This window comes from Micromonospora pallida (assembly GCF_900090325.1).
In the GTDB taxonomy this organism is placed as follows: Bacteria; Actinomycetota; Actinomycetes; order Mycobacteriales; family Micromonosporaceae; genus Micromonospora; species Micromonospora pallida.
The window spans coordinates 3,995,527-4,017,964 of the sequence record NZ_FMHW01000002.1 but is presented as its reverse complement, the minus strand read 5'-3'; the positions used below and the strand labels follow the sequence as shown (position 1 = coordinate 4,017,964).

22 protein-coding genes and 1 pseudogene are annotated in these 22,438 nt (G+C 72.2%); 13 read left to right on the top strand and 10 right to left on the bottom strand.

Translation table 11 applies throughout. The annotated features are described in order from the left end of the window. The first annotated feature begins 90 nt into the window (after window positions 1-90). Complete coding sequence (locus GA0074692_RS16265) at window positions 91-732, top strand: M23 family metallopeptidase (protein WP_091653572.1); 642 nt, start codon at window positions 91-93, stop codon at window positions 730-732. 94 nt (window positions 733-826) lie between these two features. Here the strand turns inward: GA0074692_RS16265 and GA0074692_RS16260 are convergent, their stop codons facing one another. The 6 genes from GA0074692_RS16260 to GA0074692_RS16235 all read right to left on the bottom strand — a co-directional run bounded on the left by GA0074692_RS16260 (window position 827) and on the right by GA0074692_RS16235 (window position 5,500). Continuing rightward, the gene (locus tag GA0074692_RS16260) at window positions 827-1,558 is read right to left on the bottom strand and encodes a dienelactone hydrolase family protein (protein ID WP_091645539.1); all 732 of its coding nucleotides are present in this window, start codon (window positions 1,556-1,558) and stop codon (window positions 827-829) included. A 196-nt stretch (window positions 1,559-1,754) separates the two neighbouring features. Next, entirely contained in the window at window positions 1,755-2,966 is a 1,212-nt protein-coding gene (locus tag GA0074692_RS16255) for a PP2C family protein-serine/threonine phosphatase (RefSeq protein ID WP_091645537.1), read from the bottom strand. A gap of 177 nt (window positions 2,967-3,143) precedes the next feature. Then, window positions 3,144-3,506 carry a DUF202 domain-containing protein gene (locus GA0074692_RS16250; RefSeq protein ID WP_091645534.1) on the bottom strand — a complete coding sequence of 121 codons (363 nt, stop codon included), beginning with the start codon at window positions 3,504-3,506 and terminating at the stop codon, window positions 3,144-3,146. Next, a complete protein-coding gene (locus GA0074692_RS16245) occupies window positions 3,503-3,898 on the bottom strand; it encodes a YidH family protein (protein ID WP_091645532.1) in 396 nt (131 codons plus the stop codon). Before GA0074692_RS16245 ends, GA0074692_RS16250 begins: the two co-directional genes overlap by 4 nt. After that, entirely contained in the window at window positions 3,892-4,620 is a 729-nt protein-coding gene (locus GA0074692_RS16240) for a sulfite exporter TauE/SafE family protein (RefSeq protein ID WP_091645530.1), read from the bottom strand. Before GA0074692_RS16240 ends, GA0074692_RS16245 begins: the two co-directional genes overlap by 7 nt. A gap of 4 nt (window positions 4,621-4,624) precedes the next feature. Beyond that, window positions 4,625-5,500 (bottom strand): aldolase, encoded by an 876-nt coding sequence (locus GA0074692_RS16235; protein ID WP_091645528.1) that lies wholly within the window; start codon window positions 5,498-5,500, stop codon window positions 4,625-4,627. 123 nt (window positions 5,501-5,623) lie between these two features. Here GA0074692_RS16235 and GA0074692_RS16230 point away from each other — a divergent pair, with 123 nt between their 5' ends. From GA0074692_RS16230 to GA0074692_RS16180, 11 genes are all read left to right on the top strand, one after another. Next, complete coding sequence (locus GA0074692_RS16230) at window positions 5,624-6,406, top strand: DeoR/GlpR family DNA-binding transcription regulator (protein ID WP_091645526.1); 783 nt, start codon at window positions 5,624-5,626, stop codon at window positions 6,404-6,406. A 336-nt stretch (window positions 6,407-6,742) separates the two neighbouring features. Next, window positions 6,743-7,969, top strand: a complete 1,227-nt coding sequence (locus GA0074692_RS16225; RefSeq protein WP_091645524.1) for a mandelate racemase/muconate lactonizing enzyme family protein — start codon at window positions 6,743-6,745, stop codon at window positions 7,967-7,969. Then, entirely contained in the window at window positions 7,966-9,432 is a 1,467-nt protein-coding gene (locus GA0074692_RS16220; RefSeq protein WP_176738475.1) for an aldehyde dehydrogenase family protein, read from the top strand. The genes GA0074692_RS16225 and GA0074692_RS16220 overlap by 4 nt, the downstream gene beginning before the upstream one ends. A gap of 5 nt (window positions 9,433-9,437) precedes the next feature. Next, entirely contained in the window at window positions 9,438-10,547 is a 1,110-nt protein-coding gene (locus GA0074692_RS16215; protein WP_091645520.1) for a diphosphate--fructose-6-phosphate 1-phosphotransferase, read from the top strand. A 26-nt stretch (window positions 10,548-10,573) separates the two neighbouring features. Beyond that, complete coding sequence (locus tag GA0074692_RS16210) at window positions 10,574-11,866, top strand: ABC transporter substrate-binding protein (RefSeq protein ID WP_176738474.1); 1,293 nt, start codon at window positions 10,574-10,576, stop codon at window positions 11,864-11,866. A gap of 96 nt (window positions 11,867-11,962) precedes the next feature. After that, complete coding sequence (locus tag GA0074692_RS16205; protein WP_091645515.1) at window positions 11,963-12,826, top strand: carbohydrate ABC transporter permease; 864 nt, start codon at window positions 11,963-11,965, stop codon at window positions 12,824-12,826. Next, a complete protein-coding gene (locus tag GA0074692_RS16200; RefSeq protein ID WP_091645513.1) occupies window positions 12,823-13,644 on the top strand; it encodes a carbohydrate ABC transporter permease in 822 nt (273 codons plus the stop codon). The genes GA0074692_RS16205 and GA0074692_RS16200 overlap by 4 nt, the downstream gene beginning before the upstream one ends. Further along, window positions 13,641-14,645 carry an alcohol dehydrogenase catalytic domain-containing protein gene (locus tag GA0074692_RS16195; protein ID WP_176738473.1) on the top strand — a complete coding sequence of 335 codons (1,005 nt, stop codon included), beginning with the start codon at window positions 13,641-13,643 and terminating at the stop codon, window positions 14,643-14,645. The genes GA0074692_RS16200 and GA0074692_RS16195 overlap by 4 nt, the downstream gene beginning before the upstream one ends. Beyond that, complete coding sequence (locus GA0074692_RS16190) at window positions 14,642-15,547, top strand: 2-deoxy-5-keto-D-gluconate 6-phosphate aldolase domain-containing protein (protein WP_091645509.1); 906 nt, start codon at window positions 14,642-14,644, stop codon at window positions 15,545-15,547. The genes GA0074692_RS16195 and GA0074692_RS16190 overlap by 4 nt, the downstream gene beginning before the upstream one ends. Before the next feature lie 56 nt (window positions 15,548-15,603). Further along, window positions 15,604-16,260, top strand: a complete 657-nt coding sequence (locus GA0074692_RS16185; protein ID WP_176738472.1) for a GntR family transcriptional regulator — start codon at window positions 15,604-15,606, stop codon at window positions 16,258-16,260. Further along, a complete protein-coding gene (locus tag GA0074692_RS16180; protein ID WP_091645504.1) occupies window positions 16,247-17,326 on the top strand; it encodes an alcohol dehydrogenase catalytic domain-containing protein in 1,080 nt (359 codons plus the stop codon). The genes GA0074692_RS16185 and GA0074692_RS16180 overlap by 14 nt, the downstream gene beginning before the upstream one ends. 81 nt (window positions 17,327-17,407) lie before the next feature. Here the strand turns inward: GA0074692_RS16180 and GA0074692_RS16175 are convergent, their stop codons facing one another. Then, window positions 17,408-19,069 (bottom strand): class I SAM-dependent methyltransferase, encoded by a 1,662-nt coding sequence (locus GA0074692_RS16175; RefSeq protein ID WP_091645502.1) that lies wholly within the window; start codon window positions 19,067-19,069, stop codon window positions 17,408-17,410. Between the two features lie 53 nt (window positions 19,070-19,122). Then, window positions 19,123-19,518 carry a hypothetical protein gene (locus tag GA0074692_RS16170; protein ID WP_091645500.1) on the bottom strand — a complete coding sequence of 132 codons (396 nt, stop codon included), beginning with the start codon at window positions 19,516-19,518 and terminating at the stop codon, window positions 19,123-19,125. A gap of 95 nt (window positions 19,519-19,613) precedes the next feature. Between GA0074692_RS16170 and GA0074692_RS16165 the strand changes: the two genes are divergently transcribed. Further along, window positions 19,614-20,192 (top strand): hypothetical protein, encoded by a 579-nt coding sequence (locus GA0074692_RS16165; RefSeq protein ID WP_091645497.1) that lies wholly within the window; start codon window positions 19,614-19,616, stop codon window positions 20,190-20,192. Between the two features lie 192 nt (window positions 20,193-20,384). Here GA0074692_RS16165 and GA0074692_RS16160 read toward each other — a convergent pair whose 3' ends face one another. Continuing rightward, the gene (locus GA0074692_RS16160; protein ID WP_091645495.1) at window positions 20,385-21,707 is read right to left on the bottom strand and encodes a hypothetical protein; all 1,323 of its coding nucleotides are present in this window, start codon (window positions 21,705-21,707) and stop codon (window positions 20,385-20,387) included. Between the two features lie 180 nt (window positions 21,708-21,887). Then, window positions 21,888-22,424 (bottom strand): annotated as a pseudogene (locus GA0074692_RS16155) (GNAT family N-acetyltransferase); the annotation flags it as partial. Between the last annotated feature and the right edge of the window lie 14 nt (window positions 22,425-22,438).

Genomic DNA, 22,438 nt, shown 5'->3' with positions numbered 1-22,438 from the left:
AACTGTCCAAGATCTGGCGCGTGACGATGCCCCGTACCGAATGTCGTGCCGGGGCAGCACGCCTTGGCGGCGTCTGCCATCCTCGGAGCCGTGACGACCGGCCAGCACCCCCGACCGCGTAGCCACCGCGCCCGCCGGGGCCGCGCCCTTCTCGTCCTCCTCGCCCTCGGGGCGGTCGCGCTGATCGTCGCCGTTGCGGTGGTCGTGGTGCCGTTGTTGCTTCCACCGGGGCCGCGACCGCTGTTCCAACTCCCCGTCGCCTGCGGCGAGACGTGGCAGCTCGGCACCTACCCCGGCCACGACGACTACGACGTCGACCTGTTCCCGCTAGAGGGGGAGGCGTGGGGCAGGCCGGTGCTCGCGTCCTACGGTGGCACGGTCACCGTGGCCGGCGTCAACGGGTCGATCGGTGGTCGTACCCCGGAGAACCCGGACGGCCCGCGCGGCCGGGGTGGTGGTTACTGGGTGAAGATCGACCACGGCGGCCGGTGGGAGACGCAGTACCTCCACCTGCTCGAGCCGCCCATGGTCGAGGTCGGTCAGCGGGTCGAGCAGGGCCAGCAGATCGGCAAGCTGGGCAGCACCGGCAACTCCGGTGCCCCGCACCTGCACTACGAGCAGCGCCGAGGCTGGGAGAAGGTCGAGACGTACTTCGACGGTGCCCCGTCGGGCATCACCCACGACGACCGGGAGTACACGGTCAAGCAGACCAGCAACAACTGCTCCGGCTGATGCAACCCGCCCGGATGCCGCAAGCGACGGGTTGACCTGGCCGCGCCGATCGGGAAGCGACCCCGATCGGCGCGGCGGCTGGCTGCCGACAGTGTCAGGTGAGGTGCCGGACGAAGAACCGTAGGCTGCTGTCCAGTTCGAATGCCGGAATCTCTCCGTGTCTGCCGGGGTTGGCGTGCAGCGTCTTCTCGGCTGACGCCAGGGCGTCGAACAGTGCCAGGCCCTGGTCCCGTGGCACCCGCTCGTCGTCCCACTGCAACAGGAACTCCACCGGGACGGTGATCCGCGTGGCGGCATCGGCCGATGCCAGCGCCCCGCCCAGGCCCAGCACTGCCGCGCGGACCCGGGGCTCGGCGGCGACGAACGGCACGCCGAGTCCGCAACCCAACGACACCCCCCAGTAGCCCACCGGGCCGGCGCCGACGTGTTCGAGTTGCTGGACCGCGTCCAGGACGGCCTGCCATTCCGGGACGGTCTGGCGGGCCACGAGCGCCTGGAAGGCCGCGATCAGCGGAGCCAACTCTGCTCCGGCCTCCACACGTGCCTGGTTCTCGGTCGCGATCCGGTGGTACTCCTCGTCCTTCGGCCGGTCGCCATGGCCAGGCACGTCGACCGCCACCACGGCGAAATCGCACTCGGCCACGAAGCGGCGCGCCCGCGCCAGGATGCCGGGGGCCTTCTTGTGCTGGCCGCCGCCGTGTCCCATCAGGATGAGAGGACGAGTACCGGTGGCACCTTGCCGCGTCCACAGCACGCCGGGAATCTCGCCAAGAGTGAAAAGCTGTTCGGAGACGCCGTCGGACGACGTCTCAGAGGTGAAGCGCATGGGTTCATGCCTTTCGGGATGCCTTCTGCGGGCACTCCCTAGACCATGCGGGGGAGGGAGTCCCGACCTGTCACAGCGTTGATCGGTCTCACCTCCTCAGGTTGCAGCAGCGCACGGCGACGCCGAAGGTATCACGGCGGACTTCACCTGCGTCTGGGCAAGGACGTCGCCAGGGTGAACGTCGCCTGACGTGGCCCTAATCGGGCAGCCTGCGGATGGCGAGCAGGGCGATGTCGTCGGCCGGATGCTCGACGTCGAGGGTCGCCATCACGGTCCGGCACACGCTGTCGGCGGACGCTGACGGAATGGCGGCCATCAGCCGGGCAACGCCGACGTCGAACACTTCGTCCCGGCGCTCGACCAGCCCGTCGGTGTAGGAGACCAGGATCGCGCCGGGTGGGAAGTCGATCCGGGTGGCGTGCCGTGGTACGTGTCGGCTGGTGCCGAGCGGAGGGTCGACGTGCGCGGGCAGCAGGGTGTTCGGCTGGCCCGGTATGGCCAGGACCGGGCGGGGGTGGCCGGCCAGGGAGGCGAGCAGCGTCGAACCGTCCGGGGAGATCATCAGGTAGAGCGCGGTGGTCAGGCTGCCGGCCTCGAAGTGGACCACCTTCCGGTTGAGTAGCGTCAGCGCCTCCGCCGGATCGTCGCAGACCAGCGCGTACGCCCGCAGGGCGCTGCGGACCCGTCCCATCACCACTGCGGACTGGAGGCCGTGGCCCGACACGTCGCCCACGACCACGCCCAGCCATCCGGAGGGAAGGGAGAAAACGTCGTACCAGTCGCCGCCGACGCCGGAGGCGTGACCCGGCACGTACCGGCCAGCCAGTTCGAGACCGGGTATCTCGGGCAGTTCGGCGGGGATCAGGCTGCGCTGCAACGCCAGCGCGGCGGCCTGGTCCAGGCTGTTCGCGCGGGCGGGGAGGGCCAGCCGGACCCGGTCGGCGACGAGTTCCAGGAGGCGGACGTCGTCCGGGGTGAACCGGCGTGGCGTGAGGGTGCCGACGTGCAGCACACCGAGGAGTTCGTCGCGTGCGACGATTGGCACGCCCAGCAGGGACCGGACTCCGGTCTGTAGCAGGATCGGGTTGACGACCCGGCCCGGGGTGACCTCCTCGATGACCACCGGGTGCCGGGTGAGGGCGATCCGACCGGCGAAGCCCCGGCCGACCGAGACGCGGAACCCCTGCCGGACCTCCTCCTCCAGCCCCTTGGCCGCGGTGGCCACGAGCTGCTGGGCACGTACGTCGAGCAGGAGGATGGCGGCCGTGTCGACCTGGAGCAGGTCACGGAGCCGGTCGAGCAGTTCGTCGAAGAGGTCGGCGGCGTCGAGCCGGGTCAGGGCGGCGTCGGTGATCGCCTCGATGCGGCGCAACCGCTGCTCGTCCTGCATGTCGTCCTCGCGAACCATTCCCGGATCGTAGTTGCCCTACCGCAACGTCCGCCCGGATCCCCCCGCCGGAGCGACCGGCCCGAACAGCGGAATCCCAGCTCCCGCCGCCTTGACCCGCCACCAAGACCGGCGCGACCAATGTTGATCATGAAGCCGGCGGGACCGCCAATGTCGCGATCACGCGGGGGGCAAGGTTCAGGGGGTGGTCAGGGTGGCGGTGCTGGCGGCCAGGCCGAGCAGGAGGGTGCCGAGGGCGACGGCGGCCAGCCGGCCGGGGCGGGGCCGGACGGCCGTCAGGTCGGTGGTGGCCGGGCGGTGCCGGAGCGGCACCGCGCGTCCGGCCACGCCGACCGCGCACGCGGCCAGCGCCGGGACCATCACGGCGGGATAGGCCCAGCCGCCGAGCAGCGGTACGAGTAGTCGCGCGCTGACGGCGGCGGCCACCAGGAACGCCGCTGTGGTACGTCGCCAGGCGAGCATGGTCCGCTCGAGCTGGAGACCACCGTCACCGGTCGGCGGTGCGGGCCGCCGCTCGGCGTCGTCCGGCGGGCGGGTCACACCAGGAGGCCGATCAGGATCAGCCCGCCCGCCACGACCAGGCCCAGCCCGAGCGGCACCGCCAGCATCGACGGCGGAAGGCTCCGGCCGAGCCGTAGGGCCGCCTCGGTGCGGAGCCAACCGAGGAACGCCTGGACCGGTGCCACCGCGCCGAGCAGGATCAGGACGACGGCTGCCGCCCGGCGTAGTCCGGGGGCGATGGGCAGGGTCAGTGCCTCCAGTGCGACACCGGCGGCGAAGAGGGCCAGCGAGGTGCGGATCCAGGCCAGGAAGGTCCGCTCGTTGGCGAGGCTGAACCGGGGGTCGGGGTCGACGCCCCGGTCGAAGACCCGACCGGGCCAGCGGCGGGGCGGGTCGGCCGACGTGCGGTTGTCGTCGGTGTCGACTACCACAGGGCTGTCACTCCCTTTCCGGCGGCGATGACGCTACCGATCAGTGCCAGGGCGACGACCCACCGGCGGGCCCGGTCCTCGGGCAGCCAACGAACCAGGACCTGGCCGCCGGCGATCCCGACGGCCATCGCCGCGACGCAGGCCAGCAACAGCGGCCAGGACAGCTCCGGCGGGCCCTTGGTGGCCAGCGAGAGCAGGTTGGTGACCAGGCCGACGAGCTGCACGGTCGGGACGAAGCTGCGCTGTTCCCAGTTGGTGCTCTGCGCGTAGACGGCCAGGGGTGGGCCGCCGGTGCCCGCGGTGGTGTTGAAGAAACCGGAGGTGAAGCCGGACAGCAGCGGGCCGCTCCGCCGGCGGAGGAACGGTAGCGGATTGCCGCGGGCGACCCAGGTGACCGAGGCCGCGGTGACCGAGCCGACGCCGACGAGCAGCAGCGGGCCGGGCAGGGCGGTCACCACCCAGGCGCCGAGCGGGACGGCGACCACCACACCGGTGATCATCTCGACCGCCAGCCGTCCGTGCAGGGCACGCAGGGTGGTGCCGAGCACGGCGACGTTGATCACGGCGGAGAGCAGGTTCGCCAGCACGACGCCGGAGAACGGGCCGAGGATGATGACCAGGAAGGGAGCGGCGACCAGCGCGAAGCCGAGCCCGGTGGCGCGCTGCATGGCCGCCCCGAGGGCGACCGCCACCACCGCGAGGACAGCGCCGAGGCCGGTCACCGGGTTAGCGGGACACCGCGTCGTCGACCACGTCGCAGAGGCGGCGCAGCCGGTCCACCGAGACGGTCCGCAGATCGTCGGCCATGGTCGGGCTACCGACGACCGAGGCCCAGATCGCGCGGCCGGCGAGGAAGCCCGAGGCGCCGGCCTGGCAGGCGAGGCGTACCGCGTCGGGGAAGCGCTCGGCGGGTACGCCGGACGACAGCACCACCCAGGGCCCGGTGACGGCCTCGGTCAGCTTGGCGCAGCCGGTGCGGATCTCCTCGTCGGTGCCCTGCCCGGCGGTGGGGACCTCGGCCTTGTAGAGGTCGGCGCCGAGCGTGCCGAGTTCCTCGGCGGCGGCGAAGATGCCGGCGTCGTGATCGAAGGCGCCGCCGTCGCGGGGGCCGCGCGACACCGGCTCGATGATGCTGACCAGTCCGTTGGTACGGCACCGCTGGACGAAGTCGGTCACCAGGGCGATCCGGCCGGCGGGGTCCTCGTCGGGGCGCCAGAGGACGAGCAGCTTGAGGGCCCTGGCACCCTGGGCTCGCACGGTGGCCGGGTCGACGTCGTCGTCGATGGCCACGTCGGCGACGAACTCGGTGGCGCTGCCGGTGAAGTGGTCGGCGGCGGCGATGAGGGCGCACCCGGGGTCGACGGCGTTCGCGGCGATGACGGCGTCCCAGGCGAACTGCTTGTCGACCAGGATCGCCGAGGCGTACGGGCTCAGGGTGCGGGCCGCCGCGACCTTGAAGTCGGTGATCTGCCCGTCGGTCACCGGCTCGCTCTGCTTCGCGGCGAACATCGCCCGCAGGGCTTCCCGCTGGTCGATGGCGAGCATGGCGTAGCCGCCGGAGGGACGCGCCAGCACGGTCGGCGACACGGTGGCGATGGTCATGGTTCCTCCCCAGGATTACCAGAAGATGTTGGGAACCTACCATCACGTGGTAACTAACGAACAGATCCTGTGGTGCTCTAAACTGCCGACGAACCCGTGAGGGCGATCGGCAGGAGGCCCGGCGTGAGCGTGGAGACGGCTCGGTACGAGGGCGCGCCCCGGCGCCGCACCCAGATCATGGCCGCGCTGCGCCGGGCCGGCTTCCTGTCCGTCGCGGAACTCAGCGCCCAGCTCGGCGTCTCGCAGATGACCGTCCGCCGGGACCTGCGCCAACTCGCCGAGGCCAACGAGGTGACCCTCGTCCACGGCGGGGTGAGCCTGCCGCCCGGCGGTGCCGCCGGGCCCGGGTTCGCCTCCCGGGCGCAGACCCACACCCGCGCCAAGCAGGCCATCGGTGCCGCTGCCGCCCGACTGGTGCGCCCCGGCGACACCATCGGCATCGACAGCGGCACCACGGCCGCCGAGGTCGCGCACGCCCTGCCGGCGGAGTTCGACGGGTGCGTGGTCACCCACTCGGTGCCCGTACTGGGGCACATGCTGTCGCGGCCCCGGGCCCGGGTGATCGGGATCGGCGGCGAACTGCTGCACGACAACCAGGCGCTGGTCGGCTTCGCCGCCCGCGACCTGACCCGGCGGCTGCGGATCCGGACGCTCTTCCTCGGCGCCGGCGCGCTCGACGAACGCGGCGTCTACGTGCGTTCCGAGATCGAGCTCAGCGCGAAGCACGCCCTGATGGAGATCGCCGACGAGATCGTCCTGCTGGTGGACGCGAGCAAGCTGACCGCCACCGCGCCGGTGCAGGTCTGTGGGCTCGACCGGATCGACACCCTGGTCGTCGACGCGCCGCTGCCCGAGCCGGTCGCCGCGGCGGTGCGGCGCAACGGCATCCGCGTCGTCCCGGTCTGACCACGCACCGTCCGACCGCTGGCCGGGCCAGCTCACCGTCGTCCTAGCCGGCCTGTCCCGCCGCCGTCGTAGCCGGCCCGTCGCCCGCGCCCGGTCGGGCGGTTTGCCGATGTCGCGGTGTGCGGGCGGCTTGGTCACGCCGGTTTCGCCGACGCGGAGTCGATCAACCAACGCCGGGTGACGCCACCTGGACGTCTGTCCGGTCTGGTGCGCGGTGTCCGACCTCGGCGCCCTCGTTTCCTGATCGTGGCGCCCCGGTTTGTTTCCAGCTCTTGACCGCTCGATGAACGACGGCTAGAACTGCATGCAGTTCTTCACACGTGTGAGAGAGGACTCATGGCTTCCAGCGGAGATCTGCAGCACGTGGCCCGGGCGGCCGCGCGGGAGGGCGCCGAGGCGGCCACCGTCGCCACGCCGACCGGTGCGTCCCCGGTGATCGGGGCACTGCCCGACGCCCCCGTCGCCGACGTGCGCTGCCGGGTGTTCCGCGCCCGCCCCGACGAGCTGATCGCGATGTCCTTCGCCCCGCTGACCCACCGGGTGATGGTGCTGGTCGAGGTGGTTCTCGCCGACGGCTCGGTCGGCGTGGGGGAGAGCTGGGCCAACTACCCGTCCTGGGCCTGGCGGGAGCGGGTCTCCACGATCGACGAGGGGGTCGCGCCGCTGCTGGTCGGCACCCGGCCGGGCAGCCCCGAGGCCGCGCACCGCGTCCTCATGGCGAAGCTCGGCCCGCTGGGCCGCCAGTGGGGCGCTCCCGGCCCGATCCACCAGGCGGTCAGCGCGGTCGACATCGCGCTCTGGGACCTGGCCGCCCGGCACGCCGGGCGGAGCCTGGCGTCGCTGCTCACCGACCACCCCCGCACCGAACTGCCGGTCTACGGCTCCAGCCTCGGCCCCGACGGGGTCGCGGAGACCGCCGAGCAGTGTGCGGCGCTCGGCCTGACCGCGGTGAAGGTCAAGGTCGGCTTCGGTCGCGACCGGGACCTGGCCAACGTGCACGCCGCCCGGCGGATCCTCGGCGACGCCACGCAGATCTTCGCCGACGCCAACCAGGCATGGACGTTGCCGGAGGCGCTGGCCATGGTGCCGGCCCTGGCTGACCTCGGCGTCGCCTGGGTCGAGGAGCCCCTGGCCGGGGACCGTCCGGCGGAACTGGACGAACTCGCCGCCCGCACCGGCATGCCCCTGGCCACCGGGGAGAACCTCTACGGCGCGGCGGCCTTCACCCCGTACGTGTCCGGCGGGGTCGCGATCCTCCAGCCGGACCTGACCAAGGTCGGCGGGATCAGCGAGTACCTGCGGGTGCTGCGGGCCGGCGAGGCGGCGGGCAAGACCGTCAACCCGCACCTCTACAACGGCGCGATCGCCACCGCCGCGACCGTGCAGGTCGCCGCGAGCAGCCCGGCCACGTCCCTGGTCGAGTGGGACGTGCGCTCCAACCCGCTGCGCCGGGCCGCCGACGCCTTCCTGACCGACCACGGCACGGTCGTCGTGCCAACCCGTCCCGGTCTCGGGATCGACCTCGATCCGGACCAGCTCGACCCGTACGAGGAGCAGCTGTGACCGACTTTTCCATCGTCGACGAGGTACTGGCCGCCAAGAGCGCGGTGCGGATCGGCGCCGGCCCGACCGGCGCGTCCGGGCCGGTGCTGCCCGTGGTCGACCCGGCCACCGGGACGGCCTTCACCGAGGTCGTCACCGGCGGCGCCGCCGAGGCCGCCGAGGCGCTCGCCGCCGCCACCGCCGCGCTGCCGACCTGGGCGGCGACCCCGGTGCCGCAGCGGGCCGCCGCGTTGCGGGCGATCGCCGACGACGTCGAGGCCCTGGCGACCCGACCGGACTGGGCGGCCCTGATCACCCGGGAGACCGGCAAGCGGCTGGCCGAGTCCACCGCCGAGCTGGGGCTCACCGTCACCTACTTCCGGGTCATGGCTGACCTGGTCGAGCGGCAGGAGGACCAGCGGCTGACGGTGGTGCCGCAGCACGAGCACCGGGTGGCCACCCGGCCGGTCGGGGTGGCCGCCGTGCTCACCCCGTGGAACTTCCCGGTCTCCATCCCCGCCCGGAAGATCGCCCCGGCGCTCGCCGCCGGCTGCCCGGTGCTGTTCAAGCCCGCCGAGCTGGCCCCGCTCTCCTCGCTGGTGCTCGCCGCCGTGTGCGAGCGGCACCTGCCCGCCGGGGTGCTCGCCACCGTGCTCGGCACCCCCGCCGACGTGGTCGACCCGTGGCTGTCGGACCCGGCCGTGCAGGCGGTCTCGTTCACCGGGTCGACCCGGGTCGGCCGGCTGGTGGCCGCCCAGGCGGCACCCCGCTTCCTGCGCACCGTCCTGGAACTGGGCGGCTGCGCGCCGTTCGTCGTCCTGCCGGACGCCGACCCGCAGGCCGCCGCGCAGACCCTGGTCGTGGCGAAGTACCGCAACAACGGCCAGTCCTGCATCGCCGCGAACCAGATCCTGGTCGCCCGGGAGGTGGCCGCCGAGTTCACCGAGGCGTTCGTCGCGGCCACCCGGGCGCTGGCCGTCGGTGACCCCCGGGATCCCGGCACCGACCTCGGGCCGCTCGCCCCGGCCGGCGACCCGGCGCGGATGGCCGAGCTGGTCGACGAGGCCGTCGCCAAGGGCGCCCGCGCGGTCACCCCGAACGCCCCGACCCCGGCCGCCGGGCACTACGCCACCCCGACCGTCCTGCTCGACGCGCCGATGGACAGTCGCGCGATGACCAGCGAGATCTTCGGGCCGGTCGCCCCGGTGCACGTCTACGACGACCTCGACGCGGCGTTGGCGCTGCACCACGCCACCGGGTACGGGCTCGCCGGCTACGTCTGCGGCACCGACCTGGATGCGGCGCACGCGGTCGCGGCGCGGTTGCGCGCCGGCATCGTCGGCGTCAACACCGGTACCCCGAACACCCCGTGGATCCCGTTCGGCGGACTCGCCGACTCCGGCCTCGGCTACGAGGGCGGCCGGCAGGGGCTGGAGGCGTTCCAGAGCTTCCTCAGCGTGGCGACCCGCCCGGCGGGGGCCTGATCGCCATGCGCCTGCTCATCGGCCAGACCGGGGCCCCGACCAGCGTCGTCAACGCGAGCCTGCGCGGCTTCCTCGCCGGTGCCGAAGGACACGACGTGCTCGCCCTGCGCGGTGGCCCGGACGGACTCGTCGACGGCCGGTTCACTCCGGTCACCCTCGCCGACGTCCCGCCGGAGTGGACCCGCCGGGGCGGCTCCTGGCTCGGCGCCGGCCGCCGGGCGGTCACCGACGACGACCTCGACGCGGCGGTGGCGACGCTCGCCGAGCACCGCGTCGACGGGGTGGCACTGATCGGCGGCAACGGCACTATGGCGCTGCTCGGCGCGCTCACCGACCGCGCCGAGCGGGCCGGGTTGCCGCTGTACACGGTCGGCATCCCGAAGACCGTCGACAACGACCTGGTCGGCGTCGACCACTGCCCGGGGTTCGGCTCCGCCGCGCGGTACCTGACCACGGTCGTACCGGATCTGGCCCGCGACCACGCGGCCATGCGGTCGATCGAACCGGTGCGGATCGTGGAGACCCTGGGCCGGTCGGTGGGCTGGCTGGCACTGGCCGCGACCTGGCACCGAGAAGACCCGGCGCACGCCCCGCACCTGGTCCTCCTCCCTGAGGTGCCGTTCGACCGGGCGGAGTTCCTCCGCCGGATCGCCGACACCCTCGACGCGCACGGCCGGGCGTTCGTGGTGACCAGCGAAGGCGCCGCCCGTGAACTGACCGACGAACCCTTCGACGCGGTCAACCACACCCGCATCCTGATGGGCGGCGTCTCCCGCCGGCTGGCCGCGCTGGTCACCGCCGAACTGGGGGTCGTCGCCCGGGGCGAGGTCCTCGGCATGGTGCAGCGGTCGGCCGGCGCCCTGGCCAGCGAGGTGGACCGCCGGGAGGCGGCGGAGGCCGGCCGGCGCGCGGCGCGGCTGCTCGCCGAGCAGGCCACCGGGCTCATGGTCGGCCTGCACCGCACCGGCACCGACCCGTACGCGGCCGGGTACGACCCGGTGCCGCTGGCCGACGTCGCCGGCCGGACCCGACCTGTACCGCCGGAGTGGTGCACCACCGACCCGGCCGACCTCGACGACTTCCACCGATGGCTCGCCCCCCTCGTCACCGAGTGACATCCCTCGAATCGGAAAGGCATCCCATGCGGCACAGGTACCTGAGCACGGCGCTCGCCCTGGCCCTGATCGGCGGGCTCACCGCCGGCTGCGGTTCGGACTCCGCCGGCTCCGCCAACGAGATCAACCTGATCATGTCCAACCACCCGTGGCAGCGGGCCATCGAACCGTTGATCGACGAGTTCGAGCAGGAGTCCGGCGTCACGGTGAAGGTGCAGACCTTCGCCGAGCAGCAGATGCGGGACAAGGTGCAGCTCAACCTCCAGTCCCGCAGCTCGTCGATGGACGTGTTCATGACGCTGCCCTCCCGGGAGGGCCCGCAGTTCGCCAAGGCCAACTACTACGAGCCGCTCGACGAGCGGGCGAGTGGAGCAGCCGACTACCAGGTCGACGACTTCCCGGAGGCGGTCCGCGCCGGCATGACCGTCGACGACAAGATGATCGCCGCGCCGATCAACGTCGAGGGTGTGGTGCTCTACTACCGCACCGACCTGTTCGAGCAGTACGGCGTCAAGCCCCCGACCAGCCTCGACGAGCTGACCACCGCCGCCGAGCAGATCAAGCAGAAGTCCGGCGGCAAGGTCACCCCGATCGCGCTGCGCGGGCAGTCCGCCGCGCTGCCGTTCACCTTCGGCCCGTTCCTGCACTCCGAGGGCGTGGCCTGGACCAAGCCCGACGGCAAGCCGAACTTCGACGACCCGAAGGCGATCGCCGCGATCGACCGCTACGCCACCCTGGCCCGCGAGTACGGCCCGCCCGGCGTGGTCAACAACACCTTCACCCAGTCCTCGGCTCTCTTCGCCGCCGGCAACGCGGCCATGGAGCTGGAGTCCAGCAACGAGCTGAGCAGCATCGTCGACCCGAAGACCTCCAAGGTCGCCGAGAACATCGGCGTGCTCGACTTCCCCGCCGGCTCCGCCGGTTCGAAGACCACGGTGCTCTCCTGGGGCCTGGCCGTCTCCTCGTTCTCGAAGAACAAGGACGCCGCCTGGAAGTTCGTCCAGTGGGCCACCAGCGCCGAGACCCAGCTGGAGCTGACCAAGTCCGGCATCGCCCCGCCGCGCACCTCGGTCACCGAGGACCCGGCCTACACCGCCACCCTGAACACCGAGACCCTCAAGCAGTGGAACACCGCGCTGACCAAGGCGCAGTCCACCGGCGAGACCGAGGTCGGGCCGGTCGGTGTTGCCGCCGCCGAGATGCGCAAGGTCATCGGCGACGCGGTCGGCAAGGTGATCCTCGGCCGGGCCAGCGCCGAGGACGCGGCCAAGGAGATCCAGGACGGCCTCACCCCGCTGCTGGCGAAGAACACCGAGTAGGTATCCCATGAGCACCGACACCATCACGAAACGTGCGTCCGTCCCCCGTCCCGCTCCGGCCGGACGGGGGCGGGGGCACGCCGCCGACGCGGCACCGTGCACCCGACGGCCCGGGGAATCTGGCCCTTCGTGGTGCCGGCCACGGTGGTCACCGCCCTGCTGGTCCTGCTGCCGATCGGGTACACCGTCTGGCTGTCGGTGACCGACCGGCAGTCCGACGGCACGAACGCGGGCTTCCTCGCCTTCGACAACTACGCCCGGATGTTCGCCGACCCGGCCTTCTACAACTCGCTGAAGGTCACCCTCTTCCTCTTCGTGGTCTGCCTGTTCGTGGAGACCCTGCTGGGGCTCGCGCTCGGCTACGTGATGAGCCTCGACGTGCCGGGCCGGCGGATCTTCCAGGGCATGATGCTCATCCCGGCCATCACCGCGTCGGTGGCGGTCGGCCTGCTCTGGTTGCTGATCATGGACCCGAGCCTGGGCGCGGCGAACGAACTGCTCGCCGTGATCGGGATCGACCCGGTGGTCTGGCTCGGTGACCCGGAGATCGCCCCCTGGTCGATCGCCCTGGTGGACATCTGGCAGTGGACGCCGTTCATGGCGCTGATCATCGCCGCCGGGATCCGGTCGCTGCCCGAGGAGCCGTTCGAGGCGGCCTCCATCGACGGCGCCAGCGGCTGGCGTACCGCGTGGAACATCGGACTGCCCCTGCTGCGGCCGGTGCTGACCGTCGCGATGCTGCTGCGCACCGTGGACCTCGTCCGCTTCTTCGACACCATCTACATCATGACCCAGGGCGGTCCGGTCGACGCCACGAACACCCTCAACGTGTACGGCTACAACGAGGCGTTCGTCGACCAGGAGCCGAGCTACGCCGCCACCCTCCAGATCGCCCTGCTGGTGCTGGTCGTCCTGATCGCCGGTGTCTTCACCCTGGTACGAAGGAGGGCCGCGAAGTGAACACGGGCAAGCGGCTGGTCGGCGTCTACACCGCGTACGCCGTCTTCGCCGTGATCTTCTTCGGTCCGGTGCTGTTCATGCTCTGGTCGTCGCTGCGGCGCAACGTCGACATCACCGGCTCGCTGTTCGACGTGACCTCGCCGCTGACCCTGGAGAACTTCACCAACCTGTTCGAGCGGTTCGAGTTCGGCCGCTACATCGTCAACAGTCTCGTCGTCGCCGGCGGGTCCACGCTGCTCGGCCTGGCGCTGGGCGCCCCCGCCGCGTACGTGGTGGTCCGGCGGCAGCTCACCACGCTGGGCTTCGTCACCCTGCTCGCCCGGATGGCACCGGGTGTGCTCTTCGTCCTGCCGCTGTTCGTGCTCTCCATCCGCATCGACGCGCCGTCGAACACCGGGCTGAACTACGCCCTGCTCATCGTGGCGCACCTGATCATCACGCTGCCGCTCTGCATCTGGCTGCTGATCCCGTTCTTCGAGGACATCCCGATCAGCATCGAGGAGTCCACGCTCATCGACGGGGCCTCCCCGTGGCAGCGGTTCCGTACCGTCGTCCTGCCGCTGGCCCTGCCGGGTCTGTCGGTCGCGCTGACGCTCAGTTTCGTCTTCTCCTGGAACTACTTCCTGTTCGCCCTGGCGCTCGCCAACGACCGGACCCTGCCGCTGACCGTCATCGCGTTCAACTTCATCGGCCAGGGCTCGAACGACTTCGGCGGGCTGATGGCTGCCAGCACGCTCATCTCAGTGCCCGCCCTGCTGTTGACGATCTTCGCGCAGCGGTGGCTGGTGCGTGGAATCACCGGAGGTGCCGTCAAGTGACGACGTCCACCAGCGTCCGTGCCCGGTTCCCGGGCGACGGTCGGATCGACTTCGACACGGTCACCCTCGGCCCGGTCGCCGAGGGCGAGGTACGCCTGCGCGTCGACGTCTGTGCCCTCTGCGGCTCGGACAAGCGGCTGCTGCGCTCGGGCTCGACTGTGGTGCCCGGACACGAGATCGGCGGCACCGTCGTCGAGGTCGGCGCCGGGGTCGACCTGCCCACCGGCACCCGTGCCATCGTCTACATCCCGGTCTTCTGTGGCACCTGCCGGCGCTGTGTGGCCGGGCGTACCAACCAGTGCCTGCGGTTGACCCAGCTCATCGGCTGGCAGCGCGACGGCGGCTTCGCCGAACATGTCGACGTACCCGCCCGCTGTCTGCTCCCGGTCCCCGACGACGTCCCGCTGACCACGGCGGTGCTGGGTCTGGACACCGTCGGCACCGCCGCGCACGCGCTGCGGCTGTGGCAGCGCGCCCAGCCGGACGGGGTGGACCGGGCGCTGGTCGTCGGCGCCGGTCCGCTGGGCCTCGGGGTGATCTCGGTGGCCCGCGCGTTCGGCATCGGTGCCGTTGACGCCGCCGACCCGCACGAGGGCCGACTCGCCACCGCCGTCGCGCTGGGCGCGCGGGCTGCCGAGGACCTGGAAAGCGAGAACCAGTACGACCTGGTCATCGAGGTCAGCGGGGTCACCGCCGCCCGGGAGACCGCGCAGCGGGTGGTGGCCCCCGGCGGGGCGGTGATCGCGCTCGGCGAGTCCGACCAGCCGTACACCATGCCGGCGACGCCGCGCTGGCGGCGTACCGACCTGTTCACCATCCGCTCGTTCTACTTCCCCACCAGCGAGGTCGAGGCGAACTGGGACCTGCTACGGAACTCCGGCGCGGCCCTGCGGGACCGGCTGACCGTGCCGCTCGCCCTCGCCGACCTGCCCGAGGCGTTCGCCCGCTTCGTCGCCGGTGACTACCTCAAGCCCTGCATCGTCTCGGAGGACGCCCGATGAACCAGCGGCACCTGCTCATCCTCGCCGTGGACCAGCGGCCCTGGCTCACCAAGGCGCTCTACGGCCACACCGGCACCGCCACCGCCGAGCAGCGGGCGGCGATCTGCGACGGCAAGCACATGGTGGCCGAGGGACTCCTCGCGGCGCTGGCCGACGAGCCACGTCTCGCCGCGCCCGCCGGCATCCTGGTCGACGACGCCCTCGGCCCGGGCGTCGCCGAACGGGCCCGCGCCCACGGGGTGACGGTGAGCATGCCGGTGGAGCGGGGTGGTTGCGAGATCTACGAGACCGAACCGGCGGACCTGAAGTCCTACCTGGACCACCACCGGCCCGACCTGCCGAAGGTCCTGGTGCGCTACAACGTGGAGGGCGACGCCGAGGGCAACCGGGTGCAGCGCGCCCGGCTCGCCGAGGTCTCCGCCGCCGTCCGCGACACCGGGGGCCGGTTCCTGTTCGAGCTGCTCGTACCGCCCACGTCCGCGCAGCTCGACGCGGTCGGCGGCGACAGCGGACGGTACGAGCGGGAACTGCGCCCGGCCCTGGTGCACCGCGCGATGACCGAACTGCTCGACGAGGTCCCGGTGGACGTCTGGAAGCTGGAGCACCTGGACCAGCCCGAGCACTACCGCACCGCCGCCCGGATCGCCGCCGACGCCGGTGGCGAGTGCATCCTGCTCGGTGCCGGCGCGCCCGTGCGGCAGGTCGAGGGCTGGCTGGCCGACGCGGCCGGCGCTGGATTCACCGGCTTCGCTATCGGGCGTAGCATCTGGTGGGACGCGCTGCGCGGGCTGCTCGCCGGGGAACTGGCCCGCCCCCAGGCGGTGGCGACGGTCGCCGCGAACTACCGCGGCTTCGCCGCCGCGTTCCTCGCCGCGGTGCCGGACGGGCCCGAGCCACACTAGTGAGGACACCAGTGACGCCACATTCCCCGTCGGGGCCGTCGGCCCTGACGATGCCGGTGACCCCGCAGGACGCCGACCTCCAGACCGGCGAGCGAGTGGGCGAGTTGATCTACCGGACCCTGCGGGACCGGATCATCTCCGGGGAACTGCGCCCCGGGGCCCGGCTCAGCGTCCCGGCCCTGGCCGAGGAGTTCCAGGTCAGCCGCAGCCCGGTCCGAGACGCGGTGATCCGCCTGGTCACCGACGACCTGGCCCGGGAGACCATGAACCGGGGCGCGGTGGTGGCCCGGATCGAGGGTGAGGAACTGGTCAGCCTCTACGAGGCCCGCGAGGCCCTGGAGTGGGCGGTGGCCCGGCTGGCCGCCGAGCGGTACACCCCGGCGCTGCGCCGCCGTCTGCTCGCCCTGCTCACCGAGCACCGGCAGGTCGCCGCGGCCGGCGACTTCGCCCGGCACATCGAACTCGACGCGGCGTTCCACCGGGAGATCCGGCTGGCCGCGCAGAGCCCGGTGCTGATGCGGATGCTCGACGGCGTGCAGGGCCGGGTCATGATCGCGATGCGGTCCACCAGCCTCACCGGCGGCATGGCCCAGGCGGTCGCCGACCACCAGGCCATCTTCGAGGCGCTCGGGTCCGGTGACCCGGACGCCGCCGGGGAGGCGGCGCGGGCGCACATCAGACGACTGAAGGAGTTGCTACGTGCCGCCTACTGACACCGTCCTCGCCGTACGGTGCCACGGCCCGGGGGACGTCCGTGCCGAGCGGGTGCCGACCCGTTCGCCCGGTCCGGGCGAGGTGACCATCGCCCCGCTCGCCGTCGGCGTCTGCGGCACCGACAGCCACATCGTCGGCGGGAGCTTCCCGGCGGCGTTCCCGGTGGTGCTCGGGCACGAGGTCTGCGGGCGGGTGGTCGAGGTCGGACCGGAGGTGGACGCGCTCGCTCCCGGCGACCTGGTCACCGTCGAACCGCACGACTACTGCACCGCCTGCGTGTACTGCCGGCTCGGGCAGGAGCACCTCTGCGACCACAAGCGCGGCTACGGGGTACGCCTCGACGGCGGAATGGCCGGGCGGATGGTCCTGCCCGCGCGGATCGCCTACCGGTTGCCGCCGGAGACCCCGCCATGGATCGGGGCGCTCACCGAGCCGCTCGCCTGCTGCGTGCACGGCATGGACCAGCTCGATCCCCGCTCCGGGCTGCCCGTGCTGGTCTACGGGGCCGGCCCGGCCGGGGCGATGATGGTGGCCCTGGCCCGGTCGCGCGGGCTCGCCCCGATCGTGGTGATGGACCCCCGCGCCGACCGGCGGGACCTGGCGTTGCGAATGGGCGCTCACGTGGCCCTCGACCCGGGCGATCCGGGCAGCGCGGACGCGGCCCGCGAGCTCACCGGCGGCCTGGGTTTCCCGTCCGTGGTCGACGCGGTCGGCTCGGCGCGCGTGCTGGAGTCGGCGCTCGGCATGGCCAGCCGGGGCGGACGGATCCTGGTCTTCGGGGTCGCCCGGCCGCAGGACGAGGCGCGGATCCGCCCGAACGAGATCTTCGCCCGGGAACTGACCATCGTCGGCGCGGTGATCAACCCATACACCCACCACCGCGCGGTAGGGCTGTTGCCGACCCTCGGCCTGGACCGGCTGCGGCCGGCGTTCTTCGGCGTCGACGAGGTGACCCGGGCGCTGGACGCGCAGACCGTGGGGGAGGCCGACAAGGTCTTCATCGCCCCGTACGGCGAGGAGGCCGCCCGGGGTGGCGGCTGCCCGGCGCGCGTCGCCGGGTGGTAGCAGGGGTGGGTGCCGCCGGGGTGGTAGCAGGGGACCCCTGCACGAAAGAAAGCGGTAACAGGGGACCCCTGCTACCACCCGTCAGGTGTTGACCGGCCGGCGGGCGACCAGGAAGACGTGGGTGACCGGCCAGTCCAACGGCCGGCCGTCCGGGGCGGAGAGCCCGGCGACCGGGGCGAGACGGTTGGTCACGATCCAGTCGTTGCGGGTCGGGCCGCTCGCCGGGTCGACCTCGAAGCCGACGTCGGCGAGGAGCGCCTTCCAGTCGGCGTACTCCAGGCCGCAGAACTGCTCCTGGGTCTCCGACAGCCAGTTGTCCGTGTAGTCCTTGCGGGTGAGGAAGTCCATCGCGTCGCCGAGCGTCAGCTCGACCACCGTCCCGGCCGAGTCCGTCCCAGCCGGGTCCGCCACGGTCGAGTCCGTTCCAGCCGGGTCCGCGGCGGCCGGGTTCGTCCCAGCCGGGTCCGCGATGGTCGGGTCCGTGACGGGGCGGTACGCGAACGGGAACCGGTAGTCGACGGCGAACTGGTCCAGCCGGGCCCGGGTGGACAGCGTGCCCACGTACGTCGCCACCTCGGTGGGGGAGAGCGAGGTCAGGTCGGTGCGGGGCGTGGGCGGGTTGGCGCCGTCGGTCGTCGACAGGCGTAGCCGTACCGTCCGGTCCTGGCCGTCCGGCCCGCACACGTCGCTGTTGATCCACACCCCGCCGGGTACGGTGTGGTCGTAGATGGCCTGCACGAACCGGCGCAGCGACGCTATCCGGTCGCCGTACGACCAGATCTCGTGGGTCAGCGCGAAGGTCAGCGTGGTGTCCACCGAGCGCGGCGCGAACACCGCCCCGCCGAGCACGTTGCGGCGGTAGAAGAAGACGTTCGGGTTGGTGAAGAAGCCCTGCGCCTTCTTGTGCACACACTCCTCGAACAGGTGCCGGGCCACCTCGACGCCGATCAGGTCGCTCTCCCGCAGCGCCGGCTCCCGGTCGGCCAGCTCCAGCACGGCGCCCGCGCCGCAGCCGACGTCGACGATCCGTCCCGGCCGCACGTGCTCCCGTACCGCCGACCACTTGCGCTGCGCTGCGTCGGCGAACGCCTCCGCGTACGCCCGGTAGTCCCGGGTGGCGGTCAGGCCGCCCTCGTCGCCGACCACCGGGTCGTTGACCACCGCTCGGACCAGGTCGTCCAGCCGGTAGCGGCGGTACACGTCGATGGTCGCGGGATGGGCCAGCTCCCGCCACGACGGGTCGCCGGCAGCCAGCCCGAGCAGCACGTCCCACGGTCGGGCCGGGGCGGGCTCGACGTCGGCCTCCACCCCGGCGATGGCGAAGCCGAGCCGCTCGTACATCGCGGCGACCTCCGGCGTCGAGCAGGCGACCACCGTGTCCGCCGGGGTGAGCTCCAGCCCGGTGACCGCCGCCACGTTCTTCAGGGTCACCTCGGCGAACCGGTCGGTCGCGGCGGTGTCGAACACCGGCACCACCACCGACCGGAGCCCGGCGAGCACGCTGAACCGCTCGATCGCCGCCTCGCGTCGGTGGTAGGGGACCGGGTTGCGTCGGGTGTTCTCGTGGTTGGCCGAGGTGACCGCCCAGACCACGGTGACCCCGTCGTCAGCCGTCTCATCGGCCGCCCCACCACGGCCGTCGGTCGCGGTGTCGTCACTTTCGGTGGCGAGGCGGCGGAGGTAATCCGCCTGGAACCGGGTCAGCAGGTGATGGCGGCCGGGAAAGAGCAGGTAGCGGGGCATGCGACGTTCCTAGTCGACGCCCGTCCGGCCGCTCCTGGCAGGGGTGCACCGGTTCACCAGTCGCGCCACCGGTCGGTCAGTTCGAACCGGTGCAGGCCGTGCCGCGCGGTCAGTTCCCCGACGTCGACGCCAGCGGCGGTCAGGACCGCGTCCACGTATTCGCAGAGTTCTTCCCGCTCCCCGGTCTCGATCGCTCCGTACGGCTCGTCGATGGCGTTCAACGCGGTGACGACGCGCTCGACCGAGGCGAAGACCTGCTCGTCGGTGGGGGACACCAGGGAACGGACCTCCGCCTCGTACGCTGCGAGGGCGGCGTCGACGGCGGCGGTGAACGCCTCCGGCCAGAGGTGCACGGCGTACGCGTCGGCCTCGGCGAGGGTGCCCGCCGCGATCCTGCTCCGCTGGTCCCGGACCTCGTCGTACCACTGCTGGCTCGGTCGCTCGATCATGGGGCGCACCGTAGCGGCGTGGTCCGACAGCGGACGGCGAGCGCCACCGGCTCCAGGTGCGGAAACCCGTCAGAGGGCCCTGGTTGGATACGCGCATGAGCCTCCCCACGCCCCTCTTCGGTGACGACTCGGCGCGCATGTGGGTGACCGCCCTACCGCTGTCCGAGCCGGCCGAGCCGAATATCGTGCTCGCTGTGGACACCCGGGGTGGTGTCGACGAACGGCTGGCGTGCGACCTGTTCAACTACGGCCACGAGGGCGAGGAGGGGGTGTTCTACCTGCTACCCATGGACCTGTGGGCGCGGGTCGAGGTCACCGGCGACCGGCTCGTCGTCCGGCTGGTGACCTCCCGGCAGCGGATCGTGGACTCGGGGGCGCACCGGGACGAGGAGTTCGGCCGGCTCGTCGCGGAATTGCCTCTCGAGGAGATCCCGGACGGCCGAGTCACGGTGCTGCGCCGCGAGATCCGGATCGACCCGGCGGCCCTGGCCGATCAGGCGGGGCTGTTGCCGGGACCCGGTCACCGGGCCGCCCTGAGCCCGGAGGGCGAGCCCTGCGGTGACGATCTGCGTCCGGTCCTGATCCTCGACCACGAGGGACCGGCGACGCTGGAACAGCTCGTCGCGGCCCTCGGTGACGAGGAGGCCAGCGTCATGGTGGTCGGCGCGGACTGACCGGGCGGGTCCGGCAGGCACGGAAACGCCGTGCGACCTCCGGAGTTCGTCCCGACTGCGGGGTCCCGGGCCGTTCACCGACGACCGGCCGGGGCGCGGGCACGGTGGTGAGCGGACGGGGGAGGACGGCCAGCCGTCCTCCCCCGTCATTTCATCCGAGCCCTCAAGGTTGGCCCAGGCTCGCCCGGACTGTCAGGGCTGGCTGGGAGTGACCAGGGTCTGGGCGGGTTGCGCGGTGACCGTGCCGCTGCCGGCGGTGGTCAGGTTCGACACGAGCCACGGGGTGACCAAGGCCGCGCCGCCGACCGTCCAGAGGTCGGGCGTGCCGTTGCCGTCGATGTCGGCCGCGCGCAGGTCGATGTCGGCGTTGGTGTTCCAGTTCGCAGCCAGGTCGTATGCGGTGTAGGTGAGCTGACCGGTGCCCTCGTCGAAGGTCAGGTCCGTCCACAGGTGCAGTGCGCCGGTGCTGCGGTTCCACAGGAACATGGCGGTGCCGCCACTGAGCTGGGTGGTGGCGATGGTCCAGTTGTTCCAGTCGGTGCCGCCGGTCGGCGTCAGCGCGGTGGTCCGGATGACGAGGTAGTAGGCACCGGGCGCGTACCAGTTCGGGTAGTAGGTGAGGTGGTGCCCGTTCGTCGCGTCGCCGCTGATCCCCATCAGGTCAGGGCAGTCGCCGCCGAGCCGGCGGGTGTCTCCGGCGTTGACGAGTTGGCGGGGCGAGTTGCCGTACTCGTCCAGCAACTGGCCCGGGTCGATGGGCTGCTGGTTGCCGCTGAGCTGGGGGTGCAGCGGTGAACCGTCGCCGGTGCCGCGCAGGATGGTCGCACCGCCGGCGTTGTTGCCGGTCGGGTGGTAGACGAGGATGTCCTGGAAGGACTCACCGAAGAACCGTCCGGTGATGATCTGCCTGCCGGTGAAGTCGGCGGGGTCGTTGCTGCCGACGCCGTATCCCCGGATGCCGATGTTGGTGCTGATCGGGTCGACGCCGGCCGTGCCGCCGCCGGTGGCGAGCCAGAGCCCGGCGGGCAGGGTGTGGGTGCCGCCGACCGTGAGCAGGTCGGCGACTCCGTCGCCGGTGAAGTCCGCGTCGGGAGCGATGGGGGCCGGATTGGAGTTGAACGTGATGTTGGCGCTCTCCCCGAAGACGCCACCCGCGAAGAGGCCGTAGACGGTGAGCGTGTTGGTGAACCGGGTCGGCTTGACGGAGATGGTGGCCGTGCCGTTGGCGTTGGCCGGCACCTGCACCGGCGGTCCGGCGTTGAGCTGGTAGCGGTACGCGTACGGGCTGGCGCCGCCCGCCTTGGTGACGCTGAACTCGGCTACTACCCCGATGGTGGTCGGTCCGCTGGGCGGGGTGACGATGGGGGCCGCAGGGGCCGTCTCGGTCGCCTGGACCGGCTTACGTGGGTTGGCGGCGGCGGGTGGGGCGGCCGCCAGGGCGACACCGGCGAGGACGCCTACGAGCGCCCAGGACGCGACGCGCCGTGCGCGCCGGGAGGGGTTCAGGTCGGGCATGGGTCAGGGCTCCCCCGCGGTTCGACTGACGTGGATGGCGCGAGTAGTGAACCAGCCGGCCAGGGGCTTAAGGAAGACCTAAGGTAGCGGAAGGTTGTCGACTTGATACCTGCTGCAACCTTTTGTGTTGATGATCGACGGGTGTGATTCAGCGGACACCAGACCCTGGGCGTCGGTGGGGGACTCGAAGCGGGTGCGGGTCAGGAAGGCCAGTTGGGCGCGCTTGTCGGGTAGGTCGATCTCGTGGTCGAAGGTGAAGCCCTCGCGCTCCAGGCGGCGTAGCGCCAGCTCGTTGCGTACGTCGGGTTCGACCACGATGCGGCGGTGGTCGGGGTTGCGGAACAGGAACCGGGCCAGGGCTGGCCCGATCGCGGTGGTCAGGCCGCGTGCCATGCCTCGCGGCGGGGCCAGCAGCAGGTGCATGCCGATGTCGCCCGGCCGTACCTCGTACCGCTCGCCGACCGGGTCGGCCGCCGGCTCGTACGTCTGGAACAGCCCCACCGGTGTCCCGTCCAGCAGGACCAGGTAGGCGTGGTGGGTGGTGAGCCCGTCGACGAACTCGTAGACCTCGCGGACCTCGTCCACGGTGAAGGAGCCCATGCCCCAGTAGACCGCCCGGGGCTGGGTGACCCAGCCGTGCAGCAGTCCGGCGTGGACCGCCGGGTCCACCGGTGTCAGTGCGAGTGTGCCGAATCCGGGAATCGTCTCCTGGTGCATCACGTGCCTCGTCT